Raw genomic sequence first — 14604 nt, 5'->3', positions numbered from 1 at the left:
TGATTGGCAATATAGAAGAGTACATTGCGCATCACAACACCAATCCAAAGCCATTTATCTGGACGAAAAGTGCCCGCGATATCCTGGAAAAAGTCATTCGTGCCAATAACCACTTAAGCTCTAAACAGAATGAAACACTACACTAGCAGCCTGTCGGACTTGGCCGATCGTAGCGAGGGAAAGTCCGTTTTGTTCAGCACATCCATGTGCTTCACCCCTACGGGTTTTGCACGTTCAATAGCTCCCGGCGATTGAATGAGGCAGTTTTTGAGCTCTTTTGAGGCGAATAGTGGTTCTATTTAACACTTGGAACGCAGTGTAAAGAACCGCTTTAGCGGGGTCGCAGACCGAGGAGCCTGCGACGAGTAAAAAAGAGCGCGAATAATGCCCAAAATCAGCTTTTCCGCAGTAGATCAGTGGTAAGTCCGACAGGCTGCTGGCTGTATTGGCATCATCGCCTGAGCCCGAAATGAAGCGCCATCTGGCGACCGCCTGAAGCCCACTCCTTAGCCTCTCTTTCTAGTCCGTTACCCTGGTCAGTGACTGTGCTGTGATGTGCTGTCAGAGCCCTCTGAATGGGAGGCGCTGTGCGGCATGTCGTGGGTCATGGATTCCGCCTCTTGGTGTGCAGCCCCGAGTGCGGAGTCATGTGAAGCATCCTGGGAGTGTTCCTGGAGCTTGGCCTGAGGGGCCATTGCTTCATCCATGGGGGAGCGAACTGGCAGCGTGAGCTGCAGCTGCTGTCCATCACTGAAGTTCAGCTGCAAGCTTACCTCGTCGCCGGCATTGAGGGGCTGCGTCAGATCAATCAGCATCAGGTGGTCGCCACCTGGCTGCAGTTTATAGTCCGCCCCTGCCGGGATTTCCACCTGCTGCGCTGCGCGCATACGCATGATGCCATCCTGCTGCCGACTCTGGTGCAGTTCAGTGGTGCCAGCGCTGTCGGTATGGGCGCTGTCCAGCTGTACCGCACGGGTGGAATTGTTACGCAGCGTCAGGTAGGCCGCACTGATCTTGTGTCCAGGCGGCACGGCCCGTACGTAACCGTCCTGTGCCTGCACTTCGGCGAAGGCGGTGGTTGTGCAAAACAGGCTGGTTAATAACGCTGTCAGCAGGCCGGTGCGCGCTAGTTGCTGTGGCATATGGGAATCTTCCTTGCTGTCGATGGGTGAAGGCTGGATGGGGAGAGTCAGAGCAGCGTGCGCAGTTTGGCGGCCAGTTCATCCGAGGTAATCGAGTCGCTCAGCACCTCAAGCAGCTGCCCATCGCCGTCGATCAGATACAGGCGCGAGCTGTGATCGACGTTGTAGGCCAGGGCTGAGTCTGCCTGTTCGCTGATGCGATAGTAGGCGCCGTAGCTTTTGGTCACCGCATCGATCTGCGCCCGGCTGCCGGTCAGCCCCACCAGACTGGGGTGAAAAAAGGCACTGTAGGTCGCGAGCACTTCGGGCGTGTCTCGTTTCGGATCGACGCTGATAAAGATGCCGCGTACGCGTTGCTGGTCGCTGGCTTCGAGACGGAGAAAGCTCTGTGCCATGACTGCCAGCGAGGTGGGGCAGACGTCTGGGCAGGAGGCGTAGCCGATATAGAGTACGCTGGGATAGCCGCGAAAGTCGGCCAGCGTTACAGGCCCCGATGCCGACACCAGGTTGAAATCTCCGCCCAGGCGCCCTGCCAAGCTTTGTTCGACAGGCGTTGGGCGCAGCAGGATTGCACTGGCAATGCCTGCCAGCAACAGGGCGCTCATAATCAGCAGGGTACGCAATGTTTTCAGGTTTTTTTGCATCGGTCGCTGCCTTCCTGGTGGGCGATTAGGGGGAGTTAGAAGCATGGGCTCGGGTATTCACTGGGTCTGAGTAACACCTTGCAGCGAGGCGAAGTTTAGGACAGCAGCTGCGTTTTGTCCTGTGGTTGAATGTCGCAGCCCGCATTCTCTCGCGAGCCCGTCTCAGCGGGACTCGATACAGCTTTGCAGTTGCCGTTCGATCAGATCCCAGTCAAGCGCTTGGCGAGCGATGATCTCCACGCGGGAATCGCGGCGCCATGCGATCTTGTCGATATCGTGCTGTTCGAGCACGCGGTTATAAAATACCCAGACATAGCCGATCCGAAAGGCGCCCTTGATGCGCAGTGCACCTTCGAGATTGTTGAGTGCGATCTCAAGACGGTCATAGTCGAACACTTCGTCGCGGTGGAATACCCAGCCGCAGCTGACAAAATCAGTGCCCTGGCCAATGCGTCGAATGGGCTGACCGGCCTCCGGTAACAGCAGCGGCTGCGGTGCGGTGGCAGGAGAGGGGCTTTGCTGCTGGCTATGGCTATCGGGAAACTGCGCGGCCAGGGTATCGTCGCGAATCAGATCCAGCAGTTCGATGGGGAAACGGCCCTGGCTGGCCTTTTCAATGCGCTGTTTGGGCGGAAACAGACCTTCGAGCCCCTGCAGCGCCTTGTCGACCAGGGCGGGTGAAGCGAGGTCGAGCTTGTTGAGCACAACGATGTCGGCCAGATTGAGCTGGTCCTGGAAGGTTTCGTGGGTCATGACTCGCGGGTCTTCCAGTAGCTGTGGATCCAGCAGGCAAATGATGGCGCGCAGGTCCAGCACGTCCTTGAAACTGCCGCTTTGCAGCGTATCGATAATGCCTTCGGGGTGTCCAAGGCCGGTGGGTTCGATGATCAGGCGCTGGGGCTTGGCGCTGCGAATCAGGGTGGCAAGCCCCGCCCGCAGGGCCGGTCCCAGGGCGCAGCAAATGCAGCCGCCAGCCAATTCCTTGATATGCAGGCCATCGGCATCGGGCATGGCGGCTTTGTCGACGCCGATCTGGCCGAATTCGTTGACCAGTACCGCCCAGCGCTCATCGGCGGGTTTCTGGGCCAGTAGCGCGTTTATGGCCGTGGTTTTGCCGACTCCGAGGAAGCCTGTGATGATATTGACCGGTATCTTGTCTGCCATTTAGCTGCTCCTTGTGCGCTGAGTGTTCGATAGGGTTCTGGCGCTGCGTGATGGCAGCTGCGCCAGCAGCATCCCCGCGAGCATCAGGGTGCAGCCCGCCAAGGCGCGGCCAGTGAGTTCCTCGTTAAGCAACAGCCAGCCCCCGAAGGCCGCGAACACTGCTTCCAGGCTCATGATGATGGCGGCGTGGGCGGCGGGAGCGTGCTTTTGCGCATAAACCTGCAGCGTATAGGCGACCCCAACCGACAGCAAGCCGGCGTAGGCGATGGGCTGCCAGGCAGCCTTCAAATTGGCGAAGGTGAAGCTGTCCTGTTCATAGATCAATGCCACGCCAAGGCACAGAAAGGCACAGATCAGAAACTGTATGATCGACAGGCGCAAACCATCCAGATGGGGCGCCAGGCGGCCTATGATCAGTACGTGGCCGGCCCAGAACGCTGCACCTATGAGTTCCAGCAGGTCGCCCCGGTTAATGACCATGGCGGCGTTGATACTGAGGAAGTAAAGCCCCACCAGTGCCAGGGAGGCGCCGGCCCAGACGGCACGGCTTACTGGTTGTCCCATCAGGCGTGCCGCTATTGGCACCAGCACTATATAAAGGCCGGTGATAAAACCCGCATTTCCGGCAGTGGTGTAAAGCAGGCCGGCCTGTTGCAGGGAGGCGCCACAGAAAAGCAGGGTGCCTGCTGCCAGACCGCCACGCAAGAGCGGGCGCAGTTCGCCCTGGCCTGCACGGGCGCGGAATATGAGTGTCAGGGGCAGCAGCGACAGGGCGCCGAGCAGAAATCGTGCAGCATTAAAGCCAAAGGGCCCAAGATGATCCATGCCAAGGCGCTGGGCGACAAAGGCGAGTCCCCAGATGGCGGCTACCAGCAATAGCAGAAGATTGGCTTTAAGTCGCAGATTGACCATGGTGGCGCCGTCTCTCGATCCTTGAAAGTGCGCTAGGGTATCCTTGGGATCCGTTCCGGTAAACCGGTTATTGCAACATTTAACCTGCCTTGCGTACGGGGGATGCACTATATAGATTAAACACTTATAGTGTTTTCAGGGGCTCTCTCCTCTGTACTCAGTGCCGTAATTTATACCGGTGCCATCGATTCGGTGGTATCGGGCTGGACTCCCAGAGCCGGGGACTGGATATGACCGATAGTTTCAGGCCATTGCGCCTAACGATGCTGCTCTTGTCGTTGCTGCTGCTGCTGGCTGTCGTGGCCTATGGCTGGTTCAGCTGGAAAGAGGTAAGTCGCAGCGCCGAGCAGGATTTGAACCTGCAGAACGTGGCTTTTGTTGAACAGACTGAGACATTCTTTCGCCTGCAGGAACAGATTCTGCTGTCCGCAGGCACCTCTCTGGTAAAGGATAATCGGCTGCGCCGCTCCGAGCTGCAGGCCGCGCTCGACATGCTGTCGGCAACCGTGCCGCAAATCCGTGGCTTGGGCGTGCTCGATCGTCGCGGCGAGTTGCTGCTGGGGGTGGGCGCTGATATAGCGTCCGATATCAGCCTGGCTTCAAGTGATGCAATTACTCAGGCGCGCTATACCGAATCTCTCAAGGTAGGGGCGGCCTTTCGTCTGAATGTCGATTCAGAGGTGCTGCTGCCCGCCTTTTTGGCTCTGCCTGACACGGACGGCAATGTACGTGCGCTGCTGGTCGCGCTTTACAGTATTAACGGCAAAAATTCGATCTGGCAAAATTTGCAGCGCGGGTCAGGTGCGCATTTCTGGCTGCTGGCGGACGATGGCAAGCTGCGTTACGCCCACCCCATGACAGGGAGTATTCTGCAGGACCTGGCCCGCGCCAAGATAGATACCCAGACGCTCCTGGAGCTGCGCTTGCGCGGCGGTTATGGTACGAGCGGTGATGCCTTTTCGCTGTCGCTTGATGGCGAATCTGTGGTTGTGCAGTCGCAACTGCTGCCTCAGTATCAGTTTGTGGCAGCCGCATTTATGCCGCTGAGTCAGCTGTTCTGGCTTTGGCTCGGCAAGGTGCAGTCGGTGGCTACGGTGGTGGCGCTGTTTCTGCTGGTTGCCTTGCTGGTCTATCGCCTTATCTGGCTGGCCGGCACGCGGCTGATTAATGCTCGTGTCACCGCCGAGAGTAATTTGCAAAAACTGTCCCAGGCGATTGAGCAGAGCCAGGATAGCGTTGCGGTGACCGACAGCAACTGGTGTATCGAATATGCCAACCGCCGATTTGAGGGGGATGTGAAACAGGATGAGGCACGCCTCAAGGGGTTACCGGTAACGAACTTTTCGCCCCACGACATGCTGTGTGATGATCTGGCAGAGATCAGCGGCAAGGTGCTGAATAATGGCAACTGGTGTGGCGAACGCCAAAGGGCGGGTACCAGGCAATGGTATGAGTTCTCTATTTCGCGGGTAGAAATTCCCGACTCCGAGGACGTCAGTTTTATTCTCATCGGTCAGGACATTACCGAGCGCAAGGTTGCGGAGGCGTTGCTCTATCAGCAGGCCAATTTTGATGCGCTGACTCAGCTGCCCAACCGGCGTCGTGCGAGCGAACTGATTGCGCAGGCGCTGGAGCAGGCCTGGAGCAGCCGTGGTGAGGTGGCGCTGTTCTACCTGGATCTGGATAACTTCAAGCAGATCAACGATACCTTCGGACACCTGTTTGGTGATCAGATGCTGATCAAGGTTGCTCAGCGCCTGCAACAGGTGTTGGGTGATGATGGCAGTCTGTCGCATATGAGTGGCGACGAATTTTTGATTCATTTCAGTTATGAGCGACTGTCCAGTGTCGAACAGGTGGCGGGTAATATACTGGCGGCCTTTAGCGAACCCATGCTGTTGCAGGGCAAGAGCCTGAATATGACGATCAGTATCGGTATTTCGCGCTACCCTATCGACAGTGCTGATGCCCAGGGATTGATGCGCGATGCCGACCTTGCGCTCTATGAGTCCAAGCGTTGTGGACGCGGTCGTTTTACCTTCTTTGATGCCGAGCTCGACAAGCGCATGAAGCGCAGGCTCGAGATCGAAAACCAATTGCCAATTGCCTTCGAAAACGGCGAACTTTTTATGGTTTACCAGAGCAAGCATTCGATCGAGAGCGGCGAAATTCTGGGTTTTGAGGCCCTGATGCGACTCGACAGTCGCTCACTCGGAGCTGTAGGGCCTGACGAGTTCATCGCGGTTGCAGAAGATACCGGGCTGATCGAGAAGCTGGGGCGTTTTGCGCTGCGAAAAGGCTGTGAGGATCTGGCACGGTTTCAGGCTATCGGCGGCAGCTCCCTGACCATGGCAATTAATGTGTCGGTACGCCAGCTGCTGGATGAGTCCATTGTTAGCTATACCCGCCAGATGATCGCCGACAACGGTCTTGATCCTGCGACGCTGGAGCTGGAAATCACCGAGTCGCTGCTGGCAGACAATATCGAGCAGGTGATGCCGCGTCTGGAGCAATTGCGTGCGCTGGGTTTGTCCCTGACGATTGATGACTTTGGCACCGGTTACAGTTCTCTCAGCTATCTGACTCACTTCCCGGTGGCAACGCTGAAGATCGACAAGTGCTTCATCGATAAGCTGGAAGAGCACGCCAACGATGCCACAGTGGTGCGCACCATTATTCAGATGGGTCATGCGCTGGGATTGAAAGTCGTGGCCGAGGGCGTGGAGCTTAAATCCCAGTGGCGAGTCCTGCGTCAGTATGGCTGTGATATAGGCCAGGGGTACCTGTTTTCCAAACCGCTCGACCTTCACCACGCCGAGCGGTTGCTGCAAAGCACGGCTAAAATCCCACTGCTGCACCTGGCCAGAGAAAATCACTGAAGGCCGTGATATTTGTGTTCAGACGTGTTCAATCAAGGCTCTGAGCTCTGGAATGCAGGAGCCGCAGTTGGTACCGCAGCTCAGCGCCTTGCCCAGAGATTCCACCGAGTTGGCACCCTCTTTCATCGCCTGGCGAATACGCTTCTCCCCCACCTGGAAGCAGGAACAGATAATCGCGCCCTGATCCGGTGCACCTTCGCTGGGGCGGCCCGACAGCAGCTGCATGCGCTCTTTGGTCGTAAGGCTGCGGCCCAGCTGGGTCGACAGCCAGGCTGGCGGCGGCAGTTCAGCGTCGCAACTGGCAATAAACACCCACAGCAGGCGGCCGTCCCTAAAGGCGGCGGCGCGATAGTGATTGGCACGGCTGTCCAGTAGTTCAATCAGATCGGTGCTGGTGGGCAGCCAGCTTTGTACCCAGTCAGACCAGTCCGGTCTGTCGCTGAACCCCGCCAGTGCATAGCGCTCTCCCTGCTCCAGCGTCACGCGGCTCCAGTAGTCACTGGCGGGTGTTTCGATGGCGTCCAGGCTCAGCAGCATACCCTGCCAGCGCGGGCGCAGTCCCTGCATGCGAACCGGGCTCTGCTTCAGTTCGGGCTGCCCGGAGACGGGGTCCGTGACGGCGGCCACCAGGGCATCGACGGCGCCGTGGGAGGCATAGCGATCATTCCAGTGGATGGGGGCGAACAGTGATCCGGTTTGCTGGTTTGGGGTTACCCGAGCGCGGCCGATGTATCTGGCATCGAGAGCTGAAAGGCTCACCAGGTCGCCGCTGTGAATACGCAGCTGTTGTGCATCCCGTTCGCTGATTTCAATGTAGGGCTCGTCGCAATGATCCAGCAGACGAGGGCTTCGCGCCGTGCGTGTCATGGTATGCCACTGATCCCGGCTGCGCCCGGTATTGAGCACGAAATCACCGTCCCCGCAGGGATTGGCCGGCATGCGGGCATCTATGGGCAGCAGGCGGGCACGGCCAGAGGGCGTAAAGAAGTGGCCGTCTGCGAACATGCGCGCCGTGCCTTCGGGGCAGGTGTCGGTGACGGGCCACTGGATAGGCGCCAGGGCGTCGTACTGGCTGCGGGACAGCTCGGCCAGGGCGGAGATATCAAAATCACGGCTGCCCTGGTTGCGATAGCCCGACAAACGAGCGTGCTCGGCAAAGATGTCCGCCGGGTGCTGGTAGTCAAAGGCGTCCCCGAAACCCAGGCGTGAGGCTACATCACAGATGATTTTCCAGTCGTGGCGTGCCTCCCCTGGGGCCTGCAGGAAGCCGCGCTGGCGCGAGATGCGCCGCTCTGAGTTGGTCACAGTGCCGTTTTTCTCGGCCCAGGTGGTGGCCGGTAGCAGCACATCGGCCAGCACTGTAGTGTCGGTCTGCTCGATACAGTCACTCACCACCACCAATTCGCACTGTTCCAGCGCACGGCGTACCTGGGCCGAGTCTGGCAGGCTCACCGCCGGATTGGTGCCAATGATCCAGACAGCCTTGACGTCACCACGCTCAATGGCCTGGAACAGATCCACGGCCTTGAGACCAGGCGTCTGGGCCATTCGGGGGGCTTGCCAGAAGTCGGAAACGGTCTGCAGGTGAGCCGGGTTGTCGAATTCCATATGGGCCGCCAGCTGGTTGGCGAGGCCGCCGACTTCGCGCCCGCCCATGGCGTTGGGCTGGCCGGTGATGGAAAACGGGCTGGCACCTGGCTTGCCGACCCGTCCTGTGGCCAGGTGGCAGTTAATGATGGCATTGGCCTTGTCGGTCCCGGAAGACGACTGGTTGATACCCTGGGAGTAAAACGTCAGGCTGCGCGGGGTTCGGGCGAAATGCTCGAACAGCCACTGCACATCCGCAGGTTCAAGGCCGCAGTGGGCCGCGGTGGTGATCAAATCCGGGCACTGCTGCTGCGCCTGGGCCAGGGCGACGTCAAAGCCTTCGCAATGTTGCGCAATATAGGTGTCATCCAGCGCATCGTTCTGCGCCAGATAGCTCAGCAGACCGTTGAATAAATAGGCATCGCTGCCGGGCTTGAGGGCCAGGTGGCGATCGGCCAGGTCGCAGGTGGCGGTACGCCTTGGATCCAGTACCACGACCTGCATCTCAGGACGGGCCTGTTTGGCTCTGACCAGGCGCTGGTACAGGATGGGATGGGCCCAGGCGGCATTGGAGCCTACCAGTATGACCAGATCGGCCTGGTCGAGATCGTCGTAGCAGGCGGGTACTGTGTCGCTGCCAAAGGCGCGTTTTTGTCCTGCGACCGCAGAGGACATGCACAGGCGGGAATTGGTATCGACGTTGGCGCTGCCGATAAAGCCTTTCATCAGCTTGTTGGCGACGTAATAGTCTTCGGTCAGGATTTGGCCCGACAGGTAAAAGGCGACCGAGTCGGGGCCATGCTGATCGATCAGGCGGGCAAAGGTCTCGGCGACCTTGTCCAGGGCGCTATCCCAGCTGGCGCGCTGGCCCTGGATCTGCGGGTACAGCAGGCGGCCCTGGGTACCGGTGGTTTCATGCAGCGCCGAACCCTTGACGCAAAGACGGCCCTGGTTGGCCGGGTGTGATGTATCGCCGCTCACCGCGATCAGACGGTTGTCTTTAACACGGGCCTGGACACCACAGCCGACGCCGCAGTAAGGACAGGTGGTGAGGGCGCTGGATTCGGTATTGTTTTTCATGATGGTTTCCACTCGCCGCCTCGTTAGACCTGGGTGTATGGGGAATAAGGCGCACAGGCAATCTGCTAAAGAGTGCGCATAAAAAAAACGCCATCTCCCGTCAAGTGACAGGAGATGGCGCCATTGCCAAACTTCCACGTTATGTGCCGGTTCCGGCAGAGGCTGCCCTCCGTCCGGCTGTGACACCTTTCGCTATCTTGTTATGGGTTATGCGAATCTCATGCCAGTTTGTTGTATTTCCCAAAATGCCCATGGCATTGGCGTTTTTGGGTGTGAACCGCAGCAGTGGGCGGCCTGCCGCGGTACAAAAGGCGCCTTTTGAGTGCGCAATGCGTCCCGCATGCCCCTTAACGGGGCTTTGGGTCTATCATCAGCACGTCATCCAGCAGGGTTACCTGCCAGGTGGCGAGCTTCACGGCCTCGTCCTCGAAGCACTGGCCATCGATCAGGCTGAAGCGCTGCTTGTACAGCGGCGAGGCGACCACCGGCACGTCGGCGATGGAGCCGACTATGCCTCGGGACAGTACATTGGCCTGGCCGAAAGGATCGTGATTGTCGATGGCGTAGACCTGCTCGTCTTCCGGCAGGTAGAAAAGTGCTACCTGACGGCCATCCACCAGGGCGCAAACGCCGCTGTTGGGAACCAGGTCGGCTTTGCTGCACAGGGAAATCAGTTTTGTGTTGGTAGTCATGGCTTGATTCCTCAGCTAACCATCTTGACAGGGACGGCCGGTGTATTGGCGGCTTTTTCGGCAGCGGTAGCGGGACGGATCTGATCGCGCTCCATCACAAACACCACATTGCTGTCGGTGGCATCGGCGTTGACGAAGGGGCGGAAGCGCTTGAGGGCTTCTGGGTCCTCAATGGTTTTCTTCCACTCGCATTCGTAGGTGCCGACAACCTGCAACATCTGCTCTTCAAGTTCAGCGCCAAGCCCCAGGGAGTCGTCGATGATGACCTGGCGCAGGTAGTCCAGACCGCCTTCGAGGTTGTCCATCCAGACGGAGGTGCGTTGCAGGCGATCGGCGGTCTTGACGTAGAACATCAGAAAGCGGTCGATGTACTTGATCAGGGTGTCTTTATCGAGATCCGTGGCAAACAGGTCACCATGGCGAGGTTTCATGCCGCCGTTGCCACACAGGTAAAGATTCCAGCCGTTTTCGGTGGCAATGATGCCCACGTCCTTGCTCTGGGCCTCGGCGCACTCGCGGGTGCAGCCAGAGACGGCAAACTTGATCTTGTGGGGTGAGCGCAGGCCCTTGTAGCGGTTCTCCATCTCGATGGCCAGACCCACACTGTCGTCTACACCGTAGCGGCACCAGGTGCTGCCGACGCAGGACTTAACGGTACGCAGCGACTTGCCGTAGGCGTGGCCGGTTTCAAAGCCGGCATCCACCAGAATGCGCCAGATTTGTGGCAACTCTTCCAGGCGGGCGCCGAACAGGTCGATACGTTGACCGCCGGTGACTTTGGTGTAGAGATTAAACTGCTTGGCGACCTGGCCCAGCACGATCAGCTTATCGGGGGTGATTTCACCGCCAGCCACACGGGGTACCACCGAGTAGGTGCCGTCCTTCTGCATGTTGGCCAGGAAGGTATCGTTGGTGTCCTGCAGCCCGACGTGGGGCTTCTTCAGTACGAATTCGTTCCAGCACGACGCCAGGATGGAGGCTGCGGTGGGTTTGCAGATCTCGCAGCCTTTGCCGCGGCCGTGCTTGTGCAGCAGTTCGTCGAAAGACTTGATCTGATCCACGCGGACCAGGTGGTAAAGCTCCTGGCGGGTGAAATCGAAGTGCTCGCACAGGTTGCGATTGACTTCTACACCGCGGCTTTCGAGCTCGTGGTTCACCAGATTGGTGAGCAGGGCGGAACAGCCGCCACAGCCGGTGGCAGCCTTGGTGCAGGATTTGACGTCACCTAGGGTGGCGGCACCGCCATCGATGGCCTGGCAGACATCCCCCTTGGAGACATCGTGGCAGGAGCAGATCTGTGCGGTTTCCGGCAGGGCGGCAACGCCAAGGCCTGCCGGTTTGCCGTCACCGCCGCGCTGGGGCAGGATCAGACTGTCGGGAAATTCCGGCAGCTCGATACCGTTAAGAGCGTATTGCAGCAGGGTGCCATAGTCATCGGCATCGCCTACCAGAATCGCGCCCAGCAGCTGCTTGCCACTTTCATTGACGACGATTTTTTTATAGATGCCACAGGCTTCATCCAGGTAGGTGTAGTTGCGCGCGCCCGGTGTATGGGCGTGGGCATCACCGATGCTGGCTACATCCACGCCCATGAGCTTGAGCTTGGTGCTCATGTCGGCGCCGAGGAACTGCTTGTCTTCACCCAGCAGCCTGGCAACGGCGACCTTGGCCATGTTGTAACCTGGCGCCACCAGACCGTAGATACGGCCATTCCAGAGGGCGCATTCGCCAATGGCGAAGATGTTCTTGTCTGAAGTCAGGCAATCGTTGTCGATAACGATGCCGCCGCGCTCGCCTACGTCCAGGCCGCAGCTGCGGGCCAGCTCGTCACGCGGGCGGATACCGGCGGAGAACAGGATTAGGTCAGTTTCCAGCACTTCACCGTCGGCGAACTCCATGCGGTGTACGGCGTTGTCGCCATCCACGATCTGCTGGGTGTTCTTGCCGGTATGTACCTTCACGCCCAGTTCTTCAATCTTGTCGCGCAATACCTTGCCGCCGGCATCATCCAGCTGTACCGCCATCAGACGCGGTGCAAATTCCACAACGTGGGTTTCCAGGCCCAGATCACGCAGCGCCTTGGCCGCTTCCAGTCCCAGCAGGCCTCCGCCCACCACCACACCGCTGCGGCCTTTGGCGGCGCTGGCGGTGATGGCTTCCAGATCTTCGATGGTGCGATACACCAGACAGTGTTCGCGATCATGACCCGGTACCGGTGGCACGAAGGGGAAGGAGCCGGTGGCCATAATGATCTGGTCGTAGGCAAGAACCGCACCGGTGTTGCTGGTGACGGTCTGGTTGTCGCGATCTATGCTGACAACTTTTTCGTTCAGACGTACTGTGTAGCCCCATTGCGCATACTGCGCCGGCTGCCCCATGGCCAGATCTTCGGCGGTCTTGCCAGAGAAGTAGGCGCTCAGCTGGACGCGGTCATAGGCCAGGCGCGGCTCTTCGCAGAACACGGTGACCTCGAAGCGCTCAGATGCGCCACTTTCTGCAAGGCTAGCGAGGAATTGATGACCGACCATGCCATTGCCGATCAGGACCAGTTTAGTTTTGTTCATGGGGTTACTCCCGTTACGGATTCTGGGGCAGGCAGGGATCCGGTAATAGAGGATCGATCTGCACGTTTAAGTTCAGTGTTCATAGGGCGATTTTCTGGGTGGCGGTGGTGACCGGCACGTCCGGGTTGTCGTCAAGGCAGCAGGCGCGGCCGAAGATCAGCTGCGGCAGCAGTTCGCCCAGCTTCTGCTGGCCCTGCATCAGCTCGAAGTACCATTGGCCGTCCTGTACGTCGCCATAAAGCACGACGCCTACCAGGCGGTTGTCCCGCAGCAGCAGCTTGCGATATACGCAGCTTGAGCTGTCGCCAAGTGTCAGGCTGTCCAGCTCAGGGGCATCGAGATACTCGCCCGCGCTGAACAGATTGATGCCCGATACCTTGAGCTTGGTGGGTACCGGTGCATCGCGATAAGGAGTGGCCAGACCCCGGACCAGTCGATCTGCCAGCAGGCGAGCCTGCTCCCAGATCGGTGCTACCAGTCCAAAGGTCCGTCCACGGTGCTCTATGCATTCCCCCAGAGCGCTGATACGGGCATCGCTGCTACGCAGCAGGTCATCGACCCGCAGGCCGCGGCCGCTCTCCAGGCCTGCGCTGCGTGCCAAGGCGCAATTTGGGGTAATGCCAGTGGCGATGATGGCCAGCTGGGCATCGAGACGGGTACCGCTTTTCAGCACGGCGCCCTGCAGTTGTTCGCTGCCCTCGAAGTGGCTGACCTCATCCCCCAGTACAAAGCGAATACCGCGCAGGGCAAGCTCGGCGCGCAGCAGCTCGCCTGCACATGCGTCAAGCTGGCGGTTCATCAGCCAGTCGCCGCGGTGAATCAGGGTCACGTCCAGGCCCTTTTTGGCCAGGGCGTCGGCGGCCTCAAGACCGAGCAGGCCGCCACCGATCACCAGTGCGTTATGGCTGCGGGCGCTTTGGGTCAGGATGCGTTCAACATCCTGCTCGGTGCGAAAATCGAAGATGCCGGCCAGTGCCTGGTTGTCGGCGGGAATTTGCGCAGGGCGTGAGCCTGTGGCCAGAATCAGCTGGTCGTATTCACAGCGCAGCCCCTTGTGGCTGATAACCGTTTGCTGTTCGCGGTCAATCGCGATGACAGCATCATTGCTGTGCAGGCTGATACCGTGATTCTTGTACCAGGCGCTGCTCTTAAGCTGGATCGACTTGCGGTCTGTGCTGCCTGCCAGCAGTGGCGACAGCTGAATGCGGTTGTAGGCGCCGCCGGGCTCATCACCGAATACAGTAATCTGGTAGGCATTGGCATTGCGGCTCAACAGCTCGTCGAGAAGACGGCTGGTTGCCATGCCGTTACCAATAATGACCAGTTTCTGTAGTTCCATCCGGGACTGACTCCGCAATATCTTTTTCAGGAAAAATCCTGTTTTAAAAAAGCGCTCAATAAAAAAAAGGCGTTCATCAACCGTGCGCATGACACGGGGGATGAACGCCTTTGTTCAGTGGACCCCGAAGAGTCCGTCGCTTTGTCTGGTTTGTATAAAGCAGGTACCGTGCCAAGTATTGAAATGTGTGTGTTTTCAATACTCTTTAGTGACTTTAGGGGATTGAATCAGGGGCTTTTATGCACCGTATAGGGTGTCTGCGCCTCTTTGATGCCTGTTATTGGTGCGAAAGTGCAGTATCGGTGAGATGGATAGGCGCTAGTTGGGTCGGGGCATTAGCTTGGCACTGCGCCTGCTACAACAGCGCCTGCAGCAGGTTGATCAGCAATAGCACGCCGGCAATGAGCTGCCAGCCGAGCAGCGGGTTGCGGGTCATCAGCGGCTGGTCGCGTAACCGGGCCTCCAGCTGGCTGTTGGGGGTGGTCAGGTCGTGGAGGAAATTCGCCGCTAAAGGGCGCGTTATTGCTGCTGTTGCGGACAGACGTTGGGTTGGGTGTCATGACGCGAAAAACGCCTGCAGCAGGTTGATCAGTAACAGCAC

9 protein-coding genes are annotated in these 14604 nt (G+C 58.9%); 1 reads left to right on the top strand and 8 read right to left on the bottom strand.

Going from position 1 to position 14604, the window contains the following annotated elements:
• Window positions 1–536: 536 nt before the first annotated feature.
• The 4 genes from MPRO_RS00840 to MPRO_RS00825 all read right to left on the bottom strand — a co-directional run bounded on the left by MPRO_RS00840 (window position 537) and on the right by MPRO_RS00825 (window position 3862).
• Window positions 537–1142 carry a copper chaperone PCu(A)C gene (locus tag MPRO_RS00840; RefSeq protein WP_067285935.1) on the bottom strand — a complete coding sequence of 202 codons (606 nt, stop codon included), beginning with the start codon at window positions 1140–1142 and terminating at the stop codon, window positions 537–539.
• Between the two features lie 47 nt (window positions 1143–1189).
• Window positions 1190–1786 (bottom strand): SCO family protein, encoded by a 597-nt coding sequence (locus MPRO_RS00835; RefSeq protein ID WP_067285934.1) that lies wholly within the window; start codon window positions 1784–1786, stop codon window positions 1190–1192.
• 162 nt (window positions 1787–1948) lie between these two features.
• Complete coding sequence (locus MPRO_RS00830; RefSeq protein ID WP_067285933.1) at window positions 1949–2950, bottom strand: CobW family GTP-binding protein; 1002 nt, start codon at window positions 2948–2950, stop codon at window positions 1949–1951.
• Window positions 2951–3862 (bottom strand): DMT family transporter, encoded by a 912-nt coding sequence (locus MPRO_RS00825; protein WP_067285932.1) that lies wholly within the window; start codon window positions 3860–3862, stop codon window positions 2951–2953.
• A gap of 230 nt (window positions 3863–4092) precedes the next feature.
• Between MPRO_RS00825 and MPRO_RS00820 the strand changes: the two genes are divergently transcribed.
• The gene (locus MPRO_RS00820) at window positions 4093–6741 is read left to right on the top strand and encodes a bifunctional diguanylate cyclase/phosphodiesterase (RefSeq protein ID WP_082708367.1); all 2649 of its coding nucleotides are present in this window, start codon (window positions 4093–4095) and stop codon (window positions 6739–6741) included.
• Between the two features lie 18 nt (window positions 6742–6759).
• On the opposite strand, the gene MPRO_RS00815 is transcribed toward MPRO_RS00820, so the two are convergent.
• The 4 genes from MPRO_RS00815 to MPRO_RS00800 form a co-directional block, all read right to left on the bottom strand.
• Entirely contained in the window at window positions 6760–9408 is a 2649-nt protein-coding gene (locus tag MPRO_RS00815) for a nitrate reductase (protein WP_067285929.1), read from the bottom strand.
• 347 nt (window positions 9409–9755) lie between these two features.
• Window positions 9756–10100, bottom strand: coding sequence for a nitrite reductase small subunit NirD (gene nirD, locus MPRO_RS00810; RefSeq protein ID WP_067285927.1), 345 nt, complete (start codon window positions 10098–10100; stop codon window positions 9756–9758).
• Between the two features lie 11 nt (window positions 10101–10111).
• Complete coding sequence (nirB, locus tag MPRO_RS00805; protein ID WP_067285925.1) at window positions 10112–12664, bottom strand: nitrite reductase large subunit NirB; 2553 nt, start codon at window positions 12662–12664, stop codon at window positions 10112–10114.
• Between the two features lie 79 nt (window positions 12665–12743).
• Complete coding sequence (locus MPRO_RS00800; RefSeq protein WP_067285937.1) at window positions 12744–14003, bottom strand: NAD(P)/FAD-dependent oxidoreductase; 1260 nt, start codon at window positions 14001–14003, stop codon at window positions 12744–12746.
• Window positions 14004–14604: the final 601 nt, after the last annotated feature.

Source organism: Marinobacterium profundum, from assembly GCF_001528745.1.
Lineage (GTDB): Bacteria > Pseudomonadota > Gammaproteobacteria > Pseudomonadales > Balneatricaceae > Marinobacterium_A > Marinobacterium_A profundum.
This window is presented reverse-complemented; position numbering and strand designations above follow the sequence as displayed.

Coding starts and splice junctions, on each gene's coding strand:
- MPRO_RS00815 (WP_067285929.1), bottom strand. CDS start 9,408: ATGAAAAACAATACCGAATCCAGCGCCCTCACCACCTGTCCTTACTGC.
- nirD (WP_067285927.1), bottom strand. CDS start 10,100: ATGACTACCAACACAAAACTGATTTCCCTGTGCAGCAAAGCCGACCTG.
- nirB (WP_067285925.1), bottom strand. CDS start 12,664: ATGAACAAAACTAAACTGGTCCTGATCGGCAATGGCATGGTCGGTCAT.
- MPRO_RS00825 (WP_067285932.1), bottom strand. CDS start 3,862: ATGGTCAATCTGCGACTTAAAGCCAATCTTCTGCTATTGCTGGTAGCC.
- MPRO_RS00800 (WP_067285937.1), bottom strand. CDS start 14,003: ATGGAACTACAGAAACTGGTCATTATTGGTAACGGCATGGCAACCAGC.
- MPRO_RS00820 (WP_082708367.1), top strand. CDS start 4,093: ATGACCGATAGTTTCAGGCCATTGCGCCTAACGATGCTGCTCTTGTCG.
- MPRO_RS00830 (WP_067285933.1), bottom strand. CDS start 2,950: ATGGCAGACAAGATACCGGTCAATATCATCACAGGCTTCCTCGGAGTC.
- MPRO_RS00835 (WP_067285934.1), bottom strand. CDS start 1,786: ATGCAAAAAAACCTGAAAACATTGCGTACCCTGCTGATTATGAGCGCC.
- MPRO_RS00840 (WP_067285935.1), bottom strand. CDS start 1,142: ATGCCACAGCAACTAGCGCGCACCGGCCTGCTGACAGCGTTATTAACC.